The 17,871-nt window shown below is 71.3% G+C and carries 19 protein-coding genes; 3 read left to right on the plus strand and 16 right to left on the minus strand.

Annotated elements, in window-relative coordinates; translation table 11 throughout:
* Nucleotides 1–56 precede the first annotated feature (56 nt).
* The 4 genes from RBH18_RS21735 to RBH18_RS21750 form a co-directional block, all read right to left on the minus strand.
* Entirely contained in the window at nucleotides 57–1,871 is a 1,815-nt protein-coding gene (locus RBH18_RS21735; protein WP_306210625.1) for an AGE family epimerase/isomerase, read from the minus strand.
* A 187-nt stretch (nucleotides 1,872–2,058) separates the two neighbouring features.
* Entirely contained in the window at nucleotides 2,059–3,384 is a 1,326-nt protein-coding gene (locus RBH18_RS21740) for a peroxidase family protein (RefSeq protein WP_306210627.1), read from the minus strand.
* Complete coding sequence (locus tag RBH18_RS21745; protein ID WP_306210629.1) at nucleotides 3,381–3,701, minus strand: UBP-type zinc finger domain-containing protein; 321 nt, start codon at nucleotides 3,699–3,701, stop codon at nucleotides 3,381–3,383. The genes RBH18_RS21740 and RBH18_RS21745 overlap by 4 nt, the downstream gene beginning before the upstream one ends.
* Before the next feature lie 14 nt (nucleotides 3,702–3,715).
* On the minus strand, nucleotides 3,716–4,648 hold the full coding sequence (locus RBH18_RS21750) for an NAD(P)/FAD-dependent oxidoreductase (RefSeq protein WP_306210631.1): 933 nt from the start codon (nucleotides 4,646–4,648) through the stop codon (nucleotides 3,716–3,718).
* Nucleotides 4,649–5,150: 502 nt separating this feature from the next.
* Here RBH18_RS21750 and RBH18_RS21755 point away from each other — a divergent pair.
* A complete protein-coding gene (locus RBH18_RS21755) occupies nucleotides 5,151–6,347 on the plus strand; it encodes an IS701 family transposase (protein WP_306210633.1) in 1,197 nt (398 codons plus the stop codon).
* 37 nt (nucleotides 6,348–6,384) lie between these two features.
* Here RBH18_RS21755 and RBH18_RS21760 read toward each other — a convergent pair whose 3' ends face one another.
* The 10 genes from RBH18_RS21760 to RBH18_RS21805 all read right to left on the minus strand — a co-directional run bounded on the left by RBH18_RS21760 (nucleotide 6,385) and on the right by RBH18_RS21805 (nucleotide 14,246).
* Nucleotides 6,385–7,398 (minus strand): aldo/keto reductase, encoded by a 1,014-nt coding sequence (locus RBH18_RS21760; RefSeq protein WP_306210635.1) that lies wholly within the window; start codon nucleotides 7,396–7,398, stop codon nucleotides 6,385–6,387.
* Nucleotides 7,399–7,469: 71 nt separating this feature from the next.
* Complete coding sequence (locus RBH18_RS21765; protein ID WP_306210637.1) at nucleotides 7,470–7,895, minus strand: VOC family protein; 426 nt, start codon at nucleotides 7,893–7,895, stop codon at nucleotides 7,470–7,472.
* The gene (locus RBH18_RS21770; protein ID WP_306210639.1) at nucleotides 7,892–8,497 is read right to left on the minus strand and encodes a DJ-1/PfpI family protein; all 606 of its coding nucleotides are present in this window, start codon (nucleotides 8,495–8,497) and stop codon (nucleotides 7,892–7,894) included. Before RBH18_RS21770 ends, RBH18_RS21765 begins: the two co-directional genes overlap by 4 nt.
* Nucleotides 8,490–10,037, minus strand: a complete 1,548-nt coding sequence (locus RBH18_RS21775) for a GMC family oxidoreductase (RefSeq protein ID WP_306210641.1) — start codon at nucleotides 10,035–10,037, stop codon at nucleotides 8,490–8,492. The genes RBH18_RS21770 and RBH18_RS21775 overlap by 8 nt, the downstream gene beginning before the upstream one ends.
* Nucleotides 10,034–10,408 carry a nuclear transport factor 2 family protein gene (locus RBH18_RS21780; RefSeq protein ID WP_306210643.1) on the minus strand — a complete coding sequence of 125 codons (375 nt, stop codon included), beginning with the start codon at nucleotides 10,406–10,408 and terminating at the stop codon, nucleotides 10,034–10,036. Before RBH18_RS21780 ends, RBH18_RS21775 begins: the two co-directional genes overlap by 4 nt.
* Before the next feature lie 54 nt (nucleotides 10,409–10,462).
* On the minus strand, nucleotides 10,463–10,909 hold the full coding sequence (locus RBH18_RS21785; RefSeq protein ID WP_306210645.1) for a nuclear transport factor 2 family protein: 447 nt from the start codon (nucleotides 10,907–10,909) through the stop codon (nucleotides 10,463–10,465).
* A 1-nt stretch (nucleotide 10,910) separates the two neighbouring features.
* The gene (locus RBH18_RS21790) at nucleotides 10,911–11,333 is read right to left on the minus strand and encodes a nuclear transport factor 2 family protein (protein WP_306210647.1); all 423 of its coding nucleotides are present in this window, start codon (nucleotides 11,331–11,333) and stop codon (nucleotides 10,911–10,913) included.
* 29 nt (nucleotides 11,334–11,362) lie between these two features.
* On the minus strand, nucleotides 11,363–11,797 hold the full coding sequence (locus tag RBH18_RS21795; protein WP_306210650.1) for a nuclear transport factor 2 family protein: 435 nt from the start codon (nucleotides 11,795–11,797) through the stop codon (nucleotides 11,363–11,365).
* Entirely contained in the window at nucleotides 11,794–13,383 is a 1,590-nt protein-coding gene (locus RBH18_RS21800; protein ID WP_306210652.1) for a thiamine pyrophosphate-binding protein, read from the minus strand. The genes RBH18_RS21795 and RBH18_RS21800 overlap by 4 nt, the downstream gene beginning before the upstream one ends.
* Before the next feature lie 35 nt (nucleotides 13,384–13,418).
* Nucleotides 13,419–14,246, minus strand: coding sequence for a type 1 glutamine amidotransferase domain-containing protein (locus tag RBH18_RS21805; protein ID WP_306210654.1), 828 nt, complete (start codon nucleotides 14,244–14,246; stop codon nucleotides 13,419–13,421).
* 225 nt (nucleotides 14,247–14,471) lie between these two features.
* Between RBH18_RS21805 and RBH18_RS21810 the strand changes: the two genes are divergently transcribed.
* Complete coding sequence (locus tag RBH18_RS21810) at nucleotides 14,472–15,623, plus strand: low temperature requirement protein A (RefSeq protein WP_306210656.1); 1,152 nt, start codon at nucleotides 14,472–14,474, stop codon at nucleotides 15,621–15,623.
* On the opposite strand, the gene RBH18_RS21815 is transcribed toward RBH18_RS21810, so the two are convergent.
* Nucleotides 15,620–16,561 (minus strand): NAD(P)/FAD-dependent oxidoreductase, encoded by a 942-nt coding sequence (locus tag RBH18_RS21815; protein ID WP_306210658.1) that lies wholly within the window; start codon nucleotides 16,559–16,561, stop codon nucleotides 15,620–15,622. The genes RBH18_RS21810 and RBH18_RS21815 overlap by 4 nt on opposite strands.
* A 64-nt stretch (nucleotides 16,562–16,625) precedes the next feature.
* Between RBH18_RS21815 and RBH18_RS21820 the strand changes: the two genes are divergently transcribed.
* Entirely contained in the window at nucleotides 16,626–17,129 is a 504-nt protein-coding gene (locus RBH18_RS21820; RefSeq protein ID WP_306210660.1) for a GNAT family N-acetyltransferase, read from the plus strand.
* 17 nt (nucleotides 17,130–17,146) lie between these two features.
* Here the strand turns inward: RBH18_RS21820 and RBH18_RS21825 are convergent, their stop codons facing one another.
* Nucleotides 17,147–17,842: a helix-turn-helix transcriptional regulator gene (locus RBH18_RS21825; RefSeq protein ID WP_306210662.1), complete on the minus strand. Its 696-nt coding sequence runs from the start codon at nucleotides 17,840–17,842 to the stop codon at nucleotides 17,147–17,149.
* Nucleotides 17,843–17,871: the final 29 nt, after the last annotated feature.

A 17,871-nucleotide genomic window follows, 5' to 3' on the forward strand; every position in this document is an offset into this window, starting at 1 on the left:
TCCTGGTCCCCTTCAGCCACCCCGGCCGGCGGAAGAGCCGGCCGGGGACGAACAGGTCACTCGACGGGCGCGAGCCGCACCTTCACGGTCAGCGACTCCTCGGACTCGGGCAGCTCGACCGTCATGGCCACCGGGTCGAACGTCTCCCACGGCTTGCCGTCGATCTCGACGTCGACCAGCCGCACCCGGCCGGGCGGCAGCAGGTCGGGCTCGACGCGCAGGGTGCGCGAGGCGTCGGGCCGCGGCTTGAACCACAGGTCCAGCGGCTGCTTGGTGATGAGCAGGTTGGTGTAGACGGCGGCGAGGTAGCAGAGCTCCGCCGAGTGGTACATGCTCATCGAGTGGCTGCCCTTGAGCCGCTCGGTGCCGAGCAGGTAGGGCATGCCGCTGGCGAGCACGTTGAAGTAGACGGCGCCCTCGTCGTGGTCGAGGAAGAAGGTGTTGTAGAAGGCCGCGGCCTGCCGCGCCTGCGCCTGGTTGTCCGCGCCGCCGATGCTGCCGAAGAGGATGAGGTAGGCGAGGATGGCCTGCTCCTGCTGCCACCACGCCTTGCGGTCGTGCCACGCGAAGCGGTGCCACTCCTCGCCCGGGGCCAGCTCGCGCTCGACGACGTCGTACCAGCCGCCGCGCTGCTGGTCGGAGCCCTTGGCCGGCATGATCTCGGCGATCTTGGTGGCCAGCTCCCGATAGCTCGCCTTGGGGTTGCGCGAGTACATCCGCATGAGGTTCCACGCGATCTTCAGGTTGTGCCCGACCACCGCGCGGTTCTGCTGCCAGGTGTGGCCCAGGTCGTGCGACCAGTCGGCGAAGAACCGCTCGTTGACGAAGGGGCTGGTCCCGTAGTCGGGGAAGTGCTCGACGATGGTGTCGAACGTGCGCTCGAGCATCTCCGCGTGCCGCTCCTCGCCCGTCGCGAGGAGCAGATTGATGAGGTACGCCGGCGCGTGGTCCCCGACCGAGTTCCAGTTCTTGCGCGACTTGTTGAACTTCAGCGAGTCGTGGCCGGGACTGAGCAGCACCGGGTCGATGTGCGAGAAGTAGCCGCCCCCCTCGGTGTCGCGGAAGTACTTCTCGAAGAGCCGCAGCGTGGCGTCCACGTCGCTGGAGATGCGCGGGTCGCCGGTGACCCGGAAGGTCTGTGTCGGGCCGGCGAGCGCGTAGATCTGCTCGTACATCGGGACGGCGTCGTAGTCGTCGTCGAACTCCGAGGTGAACAGCTTCCGCTCGTAGTCGCCGTCCAGCTTGATGCCGTGGTACCAGTACACGACGTCGGAGTCCTCGTCGACGAAGCGCATGTGGTCGCGCAGGTACTCGGTGCCGCGCTCGGCGATCTCCAGGTAGTCCTCGTTGCCGGTCAGCATGTAGGCCGACGCCATTCCGTAGACCATTCGGGAAATGGTGTCGGTCTCCTGCACGTGGCTGTCCGACTTCTCCCCGCCGAGCCGGATGTTCGTGCGGTACTCCCGATAGTCGACGGCGCCGGAGCCGAATTGCGCCTTCCGGTAGAACCCGGCGATCGAGTCGATCTGGTTGATCCACCAGTTGGGTCGCTCGAACGAGAAGTCGCCGGGCTCGCGGCCGAGGAAGACCAGCCGCTTGGCGAGGTAGTTGTACCCTCCGCCCTCGGGGTAGAAGACCCCGTACGCGAACAGCGGCCGGCCGGGCGTGAGCAGGTCGTCGACGTGCTCACCGGCGTCCTTGTAGGGCTCGTCCAGGTTGCGCAGCATCTCGGCCGACATGCCGTCGGACAGCTGCACGTCGAAGGTGCGGCCGTCGATCGTGCGCAGCCCGAAAATTCGCTTCTCGGGGTCGTAGCCGGTCACGCCACCCGCAATGGTGTCCATGAACGGAAAACGCATGTCCTCGGTCATCTCCGGACCTTTCCGCAGGGATTCTTTCGCTGAGAAAATGGTCGTCGTGACCAGGGTGGACAGTCAACGGACGGCCGGCCGGGCCGCCGCTCGCCCCGGAATGCGGGAGGCTTTTTCGTCAAGTCGGCACGTGGGCTTTGCGCGGCGAAGGGGCCGCGCGCACGGCACGGCCCCTCCTCGGGAGAGCTCAGAGCAGGTCGGCCAGGCCGAAGTGCGGGCCGTGGGCCGGCAGCGTGGGCCGCCACCCCGGATCGGCCACCAGGAACGATCCGCTGTCGGCGCGCAGGAGCCCGAGCAGCACCTCCGCCACGATGCGGCCGCCGACCGGGCCCAGCCGGTCGCCGCCCTCCCGGTGCTGGGCCTCCTTGAGCACGTAGAGCCACAGCGGGGTGCGCCCCGCCCACGGCTCCCCGGTCTCGTCCGGCGCCAGCGGGCGTACGCCCATCGCCTCGGCGACCACCTCGCCGGCGGGCAGCGCGGTGGCCGACCCGCGCAAAAGGTCGCGGACGGCCAGTGACCGGTAGGCGTCGACCGGCACGTCCCCGGTCACCTCGCGCGGCAGGGCGATGAGGCTGGCCGGCAGGCCGCCGTCGAGCCGCTTCGCCCGTTGCGCCGGCGGCCGGCCCGGCATGTCGAAGATCAGCGCCCAGTCCAGCTCGTGCTCGGGCGGGATCGGTCCGTGCCCGAAGAGCGCCGGGAAGAGCGGGAACTGCGGGCCGTCCGGCTGCAGGCGGTAGCGGTGGCGGATCTGGCCGTGCCCGTAGCGGTAGGCGGCGTCGGCGAACTCCAGCGGGATGAACGCCTCGCCCGGGCGCGGCGCGAACCAGCGTGGCCCGAGGGCCAGGATGTCGGCGACCATGGCCCGGCCGACCAGCCGGGGCAGGAAGTCGTGCACCACGATCCACTGGTAGTGCCAGGTGAGCGCGCGCTTGGCGGCGGGGAACAGATCGTCCTCCGGTACGCCGTCCGCGCGCAGCCGGTCCACGAGCCGGTTGTGCGCGTGCAGGAAGGCCAGGTGCAGATGCGCCACGAAGACGTGCACGTCGTTGCGCGGGTCGCCGATCAGCGCCGTGCCCTGCGAGTTGCGCGGCAGGTCCCGGCCGCCGGGCGCGGTCAGCAGCTTGGCCGGGTCGTCCGCGTCGTAGAGGTAGGGCGCCCCGACCGGCCCGTCGGCGTGGATCATCTCCAGGTCGAGCCGCGGCGACCGGGCGTTGCGCAGCGCGACCACGTCCGCGTGCGGTCCGACCGGCGACCGGTCCGCGGTGATGTCGTGCGCGATCAGCTGGCCGAAGAACGGCCACCCCGCGGCCTCGTGCCCCGCCGGGCTGGGGAAGCTCGTCGCGTCGCAGAGCCCGCCCGGCGTCCCCGCGGCGTAGAGCACCTCCGGATCGACGACCAGCGGCGGCAGGTCCGGGAACATCCGGCCGTAGCGTGCCCCGGCCGAGGGAGCGTCCACCGTACGCCCGGGAGCGAGACATTGATCCCGTACGGTGTGGACGGTCGTCGCGGTCATGCCTGGTCCTCCGGCAGCAGGAACAGATCGTCGGCGTAGCACCACGCCCAGTCCTCGCCCGGCTCGCGGGACGCCACGATCGCGTGCCCGGTGTGCCGCCAGTGCGCGGTGGCGTGCCGGCGCGGCGAGTTGTCGCAGCAGCCGACGTGGCCGCACGACAGGCACTCCCGCAGGTGCACCCAGCGGGTCCCCTCGCGCAGACAGTCCTCGCAGCCGTGCTCGACGCTCGGCCGCACGTCGCGGATCTCACCCAGATGGGCACAGCTCTTCTCGGTCGCTTCGCCCTCGGCGTCGGCGACGACGGTCCACGGTGTCATATGATGCCTCCAGATCAGGCCTTGAGCTCCGGCGGATAGAGGAAGTAGTTGGCGGCCGACGCGGCCTGGGCGCCCTCGTGCACGGCGGCGCTGACCTGGTGCGAGTGCAGCGCGGTGACGTCGCCGGCCGCGTAGACCCCGGGCACCGAGGTCTTCTGCTCGGAGTCGACCTCGATCCAGCCGCTGGGCGCCAGCCGCACCCCGAGCTGCCGGGCGAGCGTGGTCTCCGGCGTCGAGCCCTGGATGCTGAACAGCGAGTCGAGCTCCAGCCGCAGCCCGCCGCGCGTGTGGACGGCGGTGAGCATGCCGTCCGTACCCTCGACGCTCTTGATGTGGTCGTCGACGACCGGGATGTTCGCGTTGGCGAGCCGCTTGCGGAACCGGGGGCTGATCTCGTCGCTGTGGCTGTTCGTCAGCAGCTGGATCCGGTCGGTCAGGCTGTGCAGCTGCATCGCCTCGCCGGCCGCCGCGTCGGTGTGGCCCACCACGAGGATGCTGCGGCCCCGGTTCTCGTAGCCGTCGCAGGTGATGCACCAGAACATGCTCCGGCCGACGTACTGCTCCCAGCCCGGGAAGTGCGGGAAGTGGTCGAGCACGCCGGTGGCCAGCACGATCGTCCGGCCGTGCCACTCGTGGCCGCCCTGGCCGACGGCCGTGAACCCGCGCTCGCCGTCCCCGGTGACCGTGCCGATCACGTGGTGCACGAACCGGATCTGCGGATAGGGCGCGAGCTGCTGCCGGGCCAGCTCGCGCAGGCCGATCGTGGCGATCCCGTCCGGGAAGCCGAGGTAGTTGCGGTTCTTCTGATGGTGGGTGGACCGGCCGTGCCCGGTGTCGAAGACCAGGACGCTGCGGTTGTAGCGGGCCAGATAGAGCGCGGCCGAGAGGCCGGCCGGGCCGCCGCCGACCACGAGCGCGTCGGCGGCGGCGGGACTGGGATCGTTCACAAGGGACTCCTTCACCGTGCGGACGCGGCGAGCGTCGCACGCCCGGCGGGCGCTGCCCACCCGCCCGCCGCCGGGCGCCGCACTGCGTCAGGTCCGCCCGGGGACCCCGTCAGGTCGGCGCCCCGGTTGCGGTTTTCCGCAACGCCTTTCGGTAAAGCGCAAAATATGTCGGAGGTGGCGGCGGCGTGCCATTCTCCGATCGATCCGGCCGACCGGATCCCGTCGCCCGTCAGGGTGATCCGGACTCGGCCGTCCGGGTGGATCGCGACCCCCTCAAGGCTCGGAAAAGTCCAGCTCCGGTCCGATTTGACCGGCCGCCACGCAACCCGCCGGAAACGTGGGCGGGCCATGATGAGAGGCATTCCTGAGAATGCTCTGTGCGCAACCGCACAATTGTCGGAGTCCCGATGATGCTACGTCGGAAGGGGGACGTGAGAAGCGTGTTGATCAATGCATAATCTTCAGTGCGTCATCGTCCACATCGTTCGGGGGAGTGTGAGAGGTGGATACGTTCGACGACTTCTGTGCCGACGTCTTCGCGTCGCTGGGCCGCACGGACCAGCGCAGCGCGGCCGGCACCTATCTGTACGGGTTGCTCAGCTGCCCGGGCCGCAAGTCGATCCGCCGCCTGGTGGAGACGTCACCCGGGCGCAGCGAGCAGTCGCTGCAGCAGTTCATCAACCAGAGCCCGTGGGATCCCGAGCCGATCCGCCGGCGCCTGTTCCACCGGCTCGTCGAGCGGGTCCGGCCCGCCGCCTGGGTCGTCGAGGAGGTCAGCTTCCCGAAACACGGGCGCTGGTCGGCGGCGGTCGAGCGGCAGTACGTGCCGTCGCTCGGCCGCGTCTGCAACTGCCAGCTGGCGATCACGGTGACGCTCACGACGGCGGACGGCCTGACCGTGCCGGTGGACTGGCGGCTGATGATCCCGGAGGCGTGGGGCCGCGACGAGGACCGGCGGGCCAAGGCGCGGATGCCGTGCGAGGAGCTGCCGCGGCCGTACTGGCAGTATCAGCTCGAGGCGCTCGACGACATGGCCCTGGAGTGGGGCATGCCGGCCGCGCCCGTCATGGTGGACACGGCCAACCGGACCAGCGTGGAGCCCTTCCTCGCCGGGCTGGAGCACCGCCATCAGCCCTACCTGGTGCACGTCAGCCCGCAGCAGCGGGTCTGGTTCGACGCGCCCGGCGCACGGCCGCGGGGGCCGGGCGACGGGCCGGAGGCCGGCTCCGGGCTGCCCTGGCACGGCACGGTGACGGACCTCGTCACCCGCAGCCGCAACCTGCCGCGCGAGACCGTGGCGTGGAGTCACGACGGGACGGGCGTGCTGCGTTCGCAGTTCCTGCAGCTGCCGGTGCGCGCCTTCTGCTCCGACGGCGTCGGCGCCCGGCCGCCCGGCCCGGCGCCGCAGCGGCTGCTGATCTGCGAGTGGCCGCTCGGCAAGTCGCGGCCGCGGGGCTTCTGGCTCACCGACATGACCGACCGGACGCTGCCCGAGCTGGTCGAGCTGGCCAAGACGCGGCCGCTGACGGCGACGCGGATCGAGAGCTTCGCCGACCGGTACGGCCTGCGCGACTACGAGGGGCGCACGTTCGCCGGGTGGCATCACCACGTGACGCTGGCCGGGGCCGCGTACGTCTATGACGTGCTGGCCGGCTTGCGGGACGACCCGCGGGAGCTGAGCGAGTTCGCGGCGTCGTGACGATCGAGGGGGCCACCGCGGGGTGGCCCCCTCGGCATCAGGCCCAGTCGACGCGGTCGCCCACCGGCCCGTACACGAACGGCCGCTGCTCGGCGATGAAGTCGGCGGGGAAGCCGAGCTCGATCGCGCTCGCCGCGTCGAGCCGGTCCACGGCCTCCGCCGGCAGCCGCAGGTCGGCGGCGGCGAGGTTGTCGGTCAGCTGCCCGAGCCTGCGCGCCCCCACGACCGGGTGCACGTAGGGCCGGCGCGCCCGCAGCCACGCCAGGGCGACCTGCGACGAGCTCACGCCGAGCTCGTCCGCGACGGCGTCCACCGTCCGGGCGACCCGCAGGTGCTGCTCGCTCACGTCGGAGGCGCGGATGCGCGTGTGCTCGGTGGGCGTGGACCGGGTGTGCTTGCCGGAGAGCAGCCCCTGCGCGAGGGGACCCCACGCGGCCACGGACAGGCCCAGGCTCTCGGCCATGGGCAGCAGCTCCCGCTCGCCGTCGCGCTGCACGAGGCTGTAGGGCAGCTGGACGCCGGCGAAGGAGGTCCAGCCGCGGAACTCCGCGATGGCGTTCGCGCGCGACACGACCCAGGCGGGGGAGTCGGAGATGCCCACGTAGAGCACCTTGCCCGCGCGGACCAGGTCGTCGAGGGCCCGCATGGTCTCCTCGACCGGCGTCCCCGGGTCCCAGATGTGCACCCAGAGCAGGTCGATGCGGTCGGTGTCCAAGCGGGACAGACTCGCCTCGACGGCCTGGGTCAGGCTCTTGCGGTGGTTGCCCGACGCGTTCGGGTCGGACCCGTCCCGCGAGAGCGTGTACTTCGTGGCCACGACCAGCCGGTCGCGGTCGGCCTTGACGAGCTCACCGACGATGCGCTCGCTGGCGCCGTCGGTGTACTTGTCGGCGGTGTCGATGACGTTTCCCCCGGCCTCGACGTAGGCCGAGAACAGCTTGCGGCACTCGTCGAGCGGCGCACCCCATCCCCAGTCCTCGCCGAAGGTCATCGTGCCGAGGAACATCTCCGACACCCGCAGGCCGGTGCGGCCCAGTGTGCGGTATCTCAAGACTGTGTTTCCTTCTGCTCGCCGACGGTGACGCCCGCACCCTAGCGAGCATCACCGCCGCGAGCTGTCCCCTATTCGACCGCGGAGTCGGAATAACCCTGGCTGACCTCGACGATCACCCCGTCCGGGTCGGTCAGCCAGACGCTGGCCCAGCCCCGGATGAAGTCGTCGAAGTGCAGCGGCCCGAGCGACACGGGGATCTCGTCGCCCACGGCGGACAGGAAGGCGTCCAGGTCGTCGGTCTGGAACGCCAGGTGCCGGGCGATCCCGGCGTGATCCGGGCCGTCACCCTTCGCGGCGACGGGACTTTCCCCCGCGCCGGCCGGGAAGAGCTCCAGCAGCACGTCGCCCTGCCGCAGGAAGACGATCTCGCTGTCGCCGAGGGAGACCGCGCGGGCCCGGCGGAAGCCGAACCAGCGGCGGTAGAACTCCTCGGTGACGGCCTGGTCCGCGCAGTTGAGGGCGACGTGCGACCAGCGCAGCGCCGGGGCGGTCACGACCGCCGCCGCTCGGCCAGCCGGTCGATCAGCTCGCGCGCGAACAGGTGCGCGTGCATGCCGGTCCGCCCGGTCACCAGGTCGTCGCCGTCGCTCACCACGTCGGCGTCGACGTACTCGGCACCCATGTTGCGGATGTCGCCGACCAGGTTGTTGTGGCAGACCACCTTGCGCCCGCGGATGGTCTCGGGAATCGGCGCCAGCAGCCAGAAGCCGTGGCAGATGACGCCCTTGAGGATGCCCGGCTCGGCGAACGCCCGGCGGACCAGGTCGACCGCCGGCGCCAGCCTGCCGACGTCCTCGGTGTAGCGCAGCCGGTCGGAGACCATGCCGGAGGGCACGATCACCGCGTCGTACGACCGCAGCTCGTCGTCGCTGATCCCCTCGACGCTCTCCGAGGCGGTGAACGGCGCCCGCCACTCGTGGCCGCTGAAGGTGATCGACTCCTGGCCCCAGAGCCGGGTCAGGAAGTGCACCTCGGCGCCCTCCTCGGCGAACCGGCGCTGGTAGTAGTGGATCTCGGGCTCGAAGAAGTCGCTCTCCACGAGGACCGCGATCTTCGCGCCGTCCAGCGGCCCGGATCGCAGGGTGATGTCAGGCATGCTGCCCCTCCTTGATGAGGTCCGCCGCCCGCTCGGCGATCGCGGCGATGGCGGCGTGGCAGTTGCCCGACGGGACGGCCGGCATCACGCTGGCGTCCACGACGCGCAGGCCGGCGACGCCGCGCACCTTGAGCTCCGGGTCCACCACCGCGAGGTCGTCGACGCCGATCCGGCACGAGCCGGCCTGGTGGTGATAGCAGTCGGCGCGCTCCCGGACGAACTGCTCGATCTCCCGGTCGGTGCGGACCTCGGCGCCCGGCAGCAGCTCGCCCTTGAGGAACGGCTTGAAGGCCGGCGCGGCGAAGATGTCGCGGGACAGCTTGACCGCCTCGACCATCCGCGTCACGTCCGAGCGGTCGCCCAGGTAGTTCGGGTCGATCAGCGGGGCGGCGAACGGGTCGGCCGAGGCCAGCCGCACGCTGCCGCGCGAGTTCGGCCGGACCACGCCGGGCAGGATCGACACCGCGTTCGGGTGGCTCTGCCCGACGATGATGTCGAACGGCACGTGCACGAAGGCCAGCTGCAGGTCGGGTGCGATCAGCCCCGGCTGCGACCGGGTGAAGACGGCGGCCTCGGAGAGGTTCTGCCGGCCCGGCGCCACCGGGTCGGCCGTCTCGGCGATGAGGCCGGTGAGCACGTGGTTGTGGAAGTTCTCCCCGACGCCGGGCAGCTCGCTCTTCACCTCGATGCCGTGCTGCCGCAGGAGGGGAGCCGGGCCGATGCCCGAGAGCTGCAGCAGCTTCGGCGACTCGATGGCACCGAGGCAGACCAGCACCTCACGGGTAGCGCGGACGCGATGGTCACCGGGCTCCCGCGCGTCGGTGCCGAGCGTGCGCCCCTCGCCCTCCGCCGCGACGGGCGCCTGCTGCCGATAGTCGACGCCGACGCACTTCCCGTGCTCCACGACGAGCTTCGCCGCGTACGCGTCGGTGCGTACGGTGAGGTTCGGCCGGTCCAGCGCCGGTTCCAGGTACGAGCGCAGCGCCCCGCGCCGCTCCCCGTCCCGCACGTTGACGTGGTGCCAGCCCGCGCCGATCATCTGCGGCCCGTTGAAGTCGCCGGTCCGCGGGTGCCCGGCCTCCTCGGCGGCGTCGAGGAACACGCGCGACATCAGGTTCGCGTCCGGCTCCGCGGGCGTCACCGTCTGGGTGGCCTCCAGCTTGGCGAAATACGGGAGCAGGTCCGCGTACGCCCAGCCGGCCGCACCCTGATAGGCCCAGTTGTCGAAGTCCGAGGCGTGCCCCCGGATGTGCATCATGATGTAGAGGTTGCTGCTGCCGCCGGGCAGCTTGCCCCGCGGCTCGTAGACGACGCGCCCGTTGAGCCCCGGCTGCGGCACCGTGCGGTAGCCCCAGTCGACGCGGCTGCCCAGCAGCGTGAACCACAGCGGCGCCCGGTCCACGGCCGCCGGGACGAAACTGCCGCCGGCCTCGAGCACGAGCACCCGCACGTCCGGGTCCTCGCTGAGCCGGGCGGCCAGCACCGATCCCGCCGTGCCGGCGCCGACCACGACGTAGTCGTACTCCTCGGCGGCGCTCATGCCGGCGCCAGCGCGGTCGTGAACGGCACCGTGTCGTGGAAGTTCGCCATGTACGTGATCTGCCCGCCGGTCACCCGGAAGTAGTTCACGACGTCGGCCTCGACCCGGCCGCCCCCGCTCGTGGTCGCGCTGATGTGCGAGACCACCGCGGCCTGCTCGCCGTCCACGACGACGTGCCGCGGGGTGTTGGCGAAGCTCGCGTACATGTCCGGGAAGCCGCGCATCATCTCCCGCAGCGTCTCCCGGCCCTCGACGTGCCCGGCGAGCTGCTCGTCCATCACCTGGTCGGCGGCGAACAGGTCGCACCACGCGTCCCAGTCGCCGGCGTTGGCGAGCTCGTAGTAGTTGGTGACGACAGTTCTGACGTCCATCTTCTCTTCCCCTCGGCAAGGGCCGGCCGGCTCGGGCCGGCCGGCCCAGGTCTCTCAGACGCGGGTCGCGTCGGCGGCCAGCTGGGACCAGAACTGGTTGAACCGCGTGGTCCCGTCGCCGAAGATCGCGCCCCGGCCCTCGACCACCTTGTCGTCGCGCCACCGCAGGACGTGCACGACGTCGATCTCCAGGCGGTCGTACGGCGAGGTGCTGCCCTCGCGTGCCGCCGACCGGCTGCCCACGTTGTGCGAGATGTCCGCCGAGAAGCCGTCGCTCAGCAGGATCGCCGAGCGGGTCATCACGAAGCTGCCGCCGGAGAGCTTGCCGACCTGCTCCATGAAGGAGAAGAAGCCGTCGAGCCCCTCCCACCAGCCGGCGAGCTGGTGGTTGCCGGGGACCAGCCAGCGCATGTCCTCGGCCCAGTAGCGTTCGATCTCGGTGCGCTCGCCGGTGGCCAGGGCCTGGTAGGCCGCCTCCACCAGCTCCGTCGTGACCGCCATCTCAGGCCGCCAGCCGCTCGCCGACGCCCTTGAGCTCGAAGCGCGACCACATGTAGCGGTCCACCCCGTGCTGGTCGGCCGTGTGCACCTGGACCGCGCGGATCTTCCCGTCCTCGATCCCGTACGAGGTGCAGGTCGGGAAGATGTAGTCCACGCCCTCCGAGGTGCCGTGGCCGGTGTGCTTCTCCACGACCGTGCCGTCGTCGAGCTCGCCGAAGTGCACGTTGTCCACCTGGATGCCGGCCTTGAACAGGTCGGCGAAGAACGCGATGACCTCGTCCGCGCCCTTCATCAGCCCGGACAGCGGGTGGTGGCCCGGCATCGCCCAGGTGATCTCGGGGTGGAAGACCTCGGCCCGGATCGCGTCCATGTCGCCCTTGCCGAAGTAGTCGTACATCTTCAGCACGAGATCGGTGTTGGACATGTTGGTTCCCTTCTGACGGGTGGTGCTGTTTACAGGGCTGCGGAGCCCGGCATGGGCTGCAGGGCGTCCACGATGTAGGTCTTGACCAGCGGCGTCCCGAGCTCGCCCGGGACCACCTCCCAGGTCTGGTACGCGTCGAAGCCGAGCCACCGGCTCTTCGCGGCCGGCGGGTTCCAGATCGTCGCCTGCCAGTTGACGACGACCTTGACGGTGGCCCGGTCCGGCGCGAAGTCGAGGAACTCGACCGACGTGACGGTGTGCACCTCGTCGAAGAACCGGTTGGTGACCGCCTTGTACCAGTCGGCGAACCCGGCGTGGCCCCGGGCGGTGGCCTCCGGGAAGCGCATCTCCAGCCCCTCGTCGACCAGGCGGGTGAGCGCCTCCTCGAGGGGCACGTGCCGGTCGAGCAGGTCGTACCAGCTCGCCACCGCGGTCCGGACGGTGTCCTGCGTGAACGTGGTCATGGCGCAACTCCCGGGCGTACGGTGTCGTCGGTGGCGAGGTCGATGAGCAGCGGCCGGGTCGTGGTCAGCAGCCGGTCGACCGCGTCGGCGACCTGGTCGGGCTTGTCCACGCGGATCCCGTCGGCGCCGAGCGAGGCCGCCAGCGCGGCGAAGTCGATCTCGGGGTGGGACAGGTCGAAGGAGCGCGGGTAGGGGTGCGCCCCGATGCTCCGCTCGGTCCAGTACTGGTCGATGTTCTCGTTGAGCAGCTCGTACCGGTGGTTGTTGCAGACCACGAAGCCGGCGGCGACGCCGTAGCGGGCCGCGGTCCACAGCGCCTGGTACGTGTAGAGGCTCCCGCCGTCGCCGCTGAAGCTGACGACCGTCTTGTCCGGGTGGGCGAGCTTGATGCCGACCGCGCCCGGGATGCCGACGCCGAGCGAGCCGCCCCGGGTCAGGAAATAGTGGCCCGGCAGGCTGGGCTGCAGATGCTTGACCACGTACGGCGACGCGGTGAGCGCCTCGTCAAAGACCATCAGGTCCTTCGGCGCGCGCCGGGCCAGCTCGGCGAGGAAGACGTCGATGAGCTTGTCCCCCGTGGGCTGCTCCGGTTCCTGTCTGACCTGTGGCGGGGGAGTGGGAAGGCTGTCGGCGATGGCGGCCAGCGTCAGCTTGGGATCCGCGACCAGGCCCAGCGTGACGGGATGGTTCTTGGCGATCTCGTACGCGTCCAGGTCGACGTGCACGATCGCCGCGTCCGCCCGGAACGGGCTGGTCAGGTCGGGGAAGACCTCCGGGAAGACGTACGTGCCGACGATCAGCACCGCGTCCGCCTCCGCGACCGCCGCCCGGCTCACCGGGCCGAACATGTGCCCGAGACCGCCGCGGACGAGCGGGTGCCCGGCCGGCATGTGCGCCCCGGAGGAGTCCACGAACCACACGTCGGCGCCGAGCTGCTCCGCGACCCGGGCCAGCTCGGGCTCCGCCCCGGAGACGGCCACGCCGTCGCCGGCCAGGATCACCGGCCGTTTCGCGGGGGCCAGCAGGGCAGCGGCCCGGGCCACGAGCTCGTCGGCCGGCCGGGTCCGGGTGTCGGGGACGACGGTCGGCAGCACGGGCTCGTCGTTGAGCGCGTCCAGCACGTCCATCGGCAGCGCGACGAAGACCGGGCCCCGCGGCGGGGTCATCGCGATCTTCACCGCCCGGCGCAGCACCCGCAGCAGCGAGCGGGAGTCCACCACGCGGGTCGCCCACTTGGTCACCGGCCGGGCCATGCTGACCAGGTCGGCGGCCATCTGCGCGTCCATCGCGTCGTAGGCGATGCCGGACTCGCCGGCCACCACCACCAGCGGGGTGTGCCCCCGCTTGGACTGGTACATCATGCCGATGCCGTTGCCGAGCCCGACGCCGCTGTGCAGCTGCAGCACCGCGGGGCCGGCGGTCGCCCGGGCGTAGCCGTCCGCGATCCCGGCCGCGACGGTCTCCTGCAACGTGAGGATGTAATGGAAGTCCGGAAACTGTTCCAGGGCGTCGAGAAATCCTTGTTCGACGGTGCCCGGATTACCGAACATATGGGTGATGCCGTCGGCGAGGAATTGCTCGATCATCGCTTCTCTGCCGGGCCTGGCCATGCGTGGTCCCCTTACCAGCCGTACCGGCGCAGCCCGTCCTCCAGCGCGGCGACGATTTTCTCGCCGGTGCGGAAGGAGTCGGGCGTGGACCGGCCGGTGACGAACGGATAGTCGACGAGCACGGAGACCTCGTGACCGAAATTGCCGTGGTACTGCCCGTCGGGGCCGGTGGCGTCGCGCAGGATGTACTCCAGCGGGTACGGCGGCGGCCCCATGGCGAAGTCGGTGCCGAGGAAGCCGGTGCCGTCCTTGTAGTCGTACTCCTTGCAGTGGCCGGTGACGTGCTTGCCGGCCAGGATGCTGCGCCGGTGCTCCCAGTCGCGGGCGAAGGCCAGGCACGCGACGCCGTAGCACTCGGCGCCGATCACCTTGTCGGCGCGCAGGAACGCCAGGATCAGGTCGTGCACCCGGCCATTGTTGGCCAGGTCGACGATGGGACCGCTGCCGCCCACGATGAGCAGGGCGTCGTACTCGGCGATCGCGGCGTCCAGGCGCTCGCCGACCTCCAGGTTGTACGCCTCGAGCCTGCGCAGGTAGTCCGGCTCGCTGGTGTACGGCCGCGTGGAGAACCAGCCGGCCAGGCTGATCGGGTCCGCCAGCCGGTCCGACTCGTCGATCTCCCGGGCCAGCTTGGCGACCTCGGCGCTGACCACGCCGCGGCCCAGGGGCGGGTCCACGAAGTCCGGGTCGAGGCTCGGCGGCAGGGCCCGGGGCCGGGCACCGGTGGGGGTGGCGAAGACGACGTCGTAGCCCCGCTCGTCGAATCGGGTCAGCGGGCCCACGAGCTCCTCGCCCCAGTAGCCGTACTCGCTGAGTACGACGAGGATTTTCTTTGTCACGATTGACTCTCCCCGTTTCGGCAATTGCTTTCGATGCCAGCGATCGTGCGTTTCTCGTGAGCCGGGGGTCAATGCGCTCGCCGGCCGCGACGGGGATGCCGCGCGGTCGCCCTCCGCTTTTCGTCAAGTCCCCTTCGGAATGCGTGGCATCGCCGTACTACGTCAAGTCCGGGCCGGTACTTCACGGGGCAGAGAAATCCGCGGCGTGCTGCCACAATGGCTCGCATGGCGGACCCTCTGGAAACGCAGGACGAACCGCGCCGTCCGGTGTCGACGTTCGAACTGTTCTTCGATCTTGTCTTCGTCTTCTCCCTGACCCGGGTGACCTCGCTGATCGTCGAGCACCCCGACGCCGCGGGCGTGCTGCGCGGCGTGCTGATCCTCGCCCTGCTCTGGTGGGCGTGGGGTGCGTACACGTGGCTGACCAACGCCGTGGACACGGGCAGCGCGCCGGCCCGCGGTGTCGTGCTCGCCGCGATGGGCGCGATGCTGGTCGTGGCCATCGCGGTGCCCCAGGCGTCCGGCGACAACGCGCTCGCCTTCGCGCTGGGCTACTTCGTCGTGCGGCTGCTGCACGTCGTGCTGTTCGCCGTGGCGGGCGGCGCCAACCGGGCCGCGATCCTCAAGCTCGCCCCCGGCAACCTGGCCGCGTCCCTGCTGCTCATCATCGGCGTCTTCACGCCCGGATCCGTGCAGATCGCGCTCTGGGCGCTGGCCGTGCTCATCGACTACGGCACCCCGCTGATCACCGGCGTCGGCGGCTTCAACGTGCACGCCGGCCACTTCTACGAGCGGCACGCCCTGTTCATGATCATCGCGCTGGGCGAGTCGATCGTGTCCGTCGGCACCGGCGTGCTGTCGACCACCGAGGCGGAGATCACGCCGTTGCTGGCGGTGTCCATCCTGCTCGCGGTCGCGGCGATCGGCGGGCTCTGGTGGGCGTACTTCGACTGGGAGGCGGCCATCACCGAGCACGCGCTGGTCCGCGCGGTCGGCCCGGCCCGCGCCCACCTGGCCCGCGACCTGTTCAGCTATCTGCACCTGCCGCTGGTCGCGGCGGTCATCTTCATCGCGGTCGGCCTGGAGACCGTCATGCACCACCCGGAGGACCATCTCCACGGCGTTCCCGCGATCGCCCTCGGCGGCGGGGCGGCGCTGTTCTTCCTCGGCCTGAGCGCCGTCAGCGGCCGCCGCGGGCACCGGCCCCGGCTCGACCACCTGGTCGTCGCCGCCGCGAGCCTCGCCCTCATCCCGATCTCCTGGTACGTGCCCGGGGTCGTCGCCCTGGCCCTGCTGGTCGTCGTCCTCACGGCGGTCGCGATCGTGGACCGCAACCTGAGCCGCGTCGCACCCCGGGAGCCCGTGGTCATTCCCTAAGCCGTGGTCTCCAGCACGGAGGGTTCCGGGGCGGCGGTCCGGCGCCAGGGCGTTTCCAGGACGGCCGCCGCTCCGGCGCTGTCGCTCCCCGGAGCGGTCAGCAGCTCGGCCTGCAGGGCCGCGACCGTCACGCCCTGCCTCAGGGCCGGGTCCAGCGTGCAGAGCGCATCACCCAGCACGACCAGATTCCCCGGTACGTCCATCCGCTCGTAGTAGCGCCGGAAGGCCCGCGGGAACCGCAGCGTCGCCGGCGCTCCGATGGGCTCGCCGGGCGCGTCGGCCGCACCGCTGACCAGCGCGGTCCCGCCCTCCTGGGCGAGCACGCAGCTGCCGTCGGCAAAGATCTCGCTGGGCCGGCCGGACGCCCGGAAGCGCTGCGACACGTACGTCAGGCCGAGCTCGACGCTCTCCTCGGGCACCGGACCGTACCCGAGCGCGGCGAGCCAGGCCGGAGTCCGCGACGCCCGGCCCGCGGCGTCGACGAACAGATCGATGTCCTCGACCGCCCGCGGCCGGCCGCCGGACGCGACGGTCACCCCGGTCACCCGGCCCCGCCCGGCGTCGGTGAGCAGGCCGGTCACCTCGCTCGACCCGGCGATCCGGACCCCGTCGAGCCGCTCGACCCGGCGCCGCAGGGTCCGCTCGAACAGCGGCCGGCTGCTCAGCACCAGGGTCTCCGCCCCCAGCCGGTCCACGACGGCACCGGCGGCGACCAGCTCGCCGCGGAACCCGGGCAGCAGCCGCTCGATCACCTCGAACCCGCGCCCCGGCACCACGTGCGGATGCCGGCCCTGCGGCACACCGCGCCGGGGCCGCACACCGGACGGCAGCACGTCCCGATCGAGCAGCAGCACCTCACCGACGTGCTCCAGCAACGCTCGCGAGGCCAGCAGGCCCGCCACCGATGCCCCGGCCACCACCGCGCGTCTCGCCCTCACACCGACCACGTGTCCGCGGGCGGCGGAACAGTTGCCGGCGGATGGCGGGCGTCACACTGATCCCATGACCGCACCCGACATCCGCCTCACCGCGATGGCCGACGAGCACGCCGAGCCGGTGCTGGAGATCTACCGCCTGGGCATCGCCACCGGCAACGCCACCTTCGAGACCGAACCCCCCGACTGGGCCCGCTTCACCGCGGCCCGCCTGCCGGACCACCGCTTCGTCGCCCTCGGCCCGGCCGGCACGGTCCTCGGCTGGGTCGCCTGCGGCAGGGTCTCGGACCGCTGCGCCTACGCCGGCGTGGTCGAGCACTCGGTCTACGTCCACCCCGAGGCCGCCGGCAGGGGAGTGGGCCGGGCCCTGCTGACCGCCCTGATCGCCTCCACCGAGGCCGCCGGCATCTGGACGATCCAGTCCGGCGTCTTCCCGGAGAACACGGCCAGCCTCGCCCTCCACGCCGCCTGCGGCTTCCGCACCATCGGCACCCGCCACCGCATCGGCCGCCACCACGGCACCTGGCGAGACGTCACCCTCCTCGAACGCCGCAGCCCCGTCATCACCTGACCGCCGCCCGCGCCCTCTCAGGAGGGCGGCCGGTCATACTCGGCAACGGTCGCCCGCGTCGCAGGAGCCAGAAAGTCGAGCCGCCACGGTCCCGTGTTCACCTCGCCGTCCTTGCCGTGCCCGAGCCACTTCCCGGCCAGCCGCGACCCACCGGGATCGGCGATGAGCTGAATGGCGCCGATGTAGCGCTTCCCCCGGTAATGACCGGTCCTGTCGGTGTCCTCCACCCACCTGCCCGTGAGAACGACGCCGTCGGCCACCAGGTCCATCCCCATCGTCGAGGCGGCCGACCCGGGCAGGCTCCGCACGCTGACCGTGCCGCCGTCCTGCTGCAGGACAACATGATGAAGCCCGGCGTAGGTCTCCTCCCGCGAGGACGAGAAATACTCGTACCGGGAGACCCAGATGCCGGAGTAGTCACTGGCCGGCGGCCTGCTCGGCGCAGTGGACACGGGCGGGAAGCGCACCTCGAGATCGTGGCCGCCGCGGCCGTCCTCGACGACCATCGCGCTCCGGCCGGGCGGGAAGCCGAGCTGCTCGGCCGGCAGCCCGAACACCGCCTGCAGCTGCCGGATCTGGGCCGGCTGAGGCCGGCCGGGCTCGTCGTCCTCCCAGCGCTGCACCGTCCTCTTCGAGACGCCGAGACGCCTGGCCGCTTCCTCCTGGCTGAGATTGTGAGCGACGCGCGCGGCGACCAGAGCAACGTTCGACATCGATCGACGGTACCGCTGATGTCGCCGGA

Origin of the sequence: Actinoplanes oryzae (assembly GCF_030757795.1) — a bacterium.
Taxonomy (GTDB): domain Bacteria; phylum Actinomycetota; class Actinomycetes; order Mycobacteriales; family Micromonosporaceae; genus Actinoplanes.

What these genes read in the sequence shown, in the direction of transcription:
- RBH18_RS21775 (WP_306210641.1), bottom strand. Translation starts at nt 10,037, where the DNA reads ATGAGCGCCGCCGAGGAGTACGACTACGTCGTGGTCGGCGCCGGCACG.
- RBH18_RS21745 (WP_306210629.1), bottom strand. Translation starts at nt 3,701, where the DNA reads ATGACACCGTGGACCGTCGTCGCCGACGCCGAGGGCGAAGCGACCGAG.
- RBH18_RS21795 (WP_306210650.1), bottom strand. Translation starts at nt 11,797, where the DNA reads ATGACCACGTTCACGCAGGACACCGTCCGGACCGCGGTGGCGAGCTGG.
- RBH18_RS21780 (WP_306210643.1), bottom strand. Translation starts at nt 10,408, where the DNA reads ATGGACGTCAGAACTGTCGTCACCAACTACTACGAGCTCGCCAACGCC.
- RBH18_RS21740 (WP_306210627.1), bottom strand. Translation starts at nt 3,384, where the DNA reads ATGACCGCGACGACCGTCCACACCGTACGGGATCAATGTCTCGCTCCC.
- RBH18_RS21800 (WP_306210652.1), bottom strand. Translation starts at nt 13,383, where the DNA reads ATGATCGAGCAATTCCTCGCCGACGGCATCACCCATATGTTCGGTAAT.
- RBH18_RS21790 (WP_306210647.1), bottom strand. Translation starts at nt 11,333, where the DNA reads ATGTCCAACACCGATCTCGTGCTGAAGATGTACGACTACTTCGGCAAG.
- RBH18_RS21770 (WP_306210639.1), bottom strand. Translation starts at nt 8,497, where the DNA reads ATGCCTGACATCACCCTGCGATCCGGGCCGCTGGACGGCGCGAAGATC.
- RBH18_RS21735 (WP_306210625.1), bottom strand. Translation starts at nt 1,871, where the DNA reads ATGACCGAGGACATGCGTTTTCCGTTCATGGACACCATTGCGGGTGGC.
- RBH18_RS21825 (WP_306210662.1), bottom strand. Translation starts at nt 17,842, where the DNA reads ATGTCGAACGTTGCTCTGGTCGCCGCGCGCGTCGCTCACAATCTCAGC.
- RBH18_RS21785 (WP_306210645.1), bottom strand. Translation starts at nt 10,909, where the DNA reads ATGGCGGTCACGACGGAGCTGGTGGAGGCGGCCTACCAGGCCCTGGCC.
- RBH18_RS21820 (WP_306210660.1), top strand. Translation starts at nt 16,626, where the DNA reads ATGACCGCACCCGACATCCGCCTCACCGCGATGGCCGACGAGCACGCC.
- RBH18_RS21810 (WP_306210656.1), top strand. Translation starts at nt 14,472, where the DNA reads ATGGCGGACCCTCTGGAAACGCAGGACGAACCGCGCCGTCCGGTGTCG.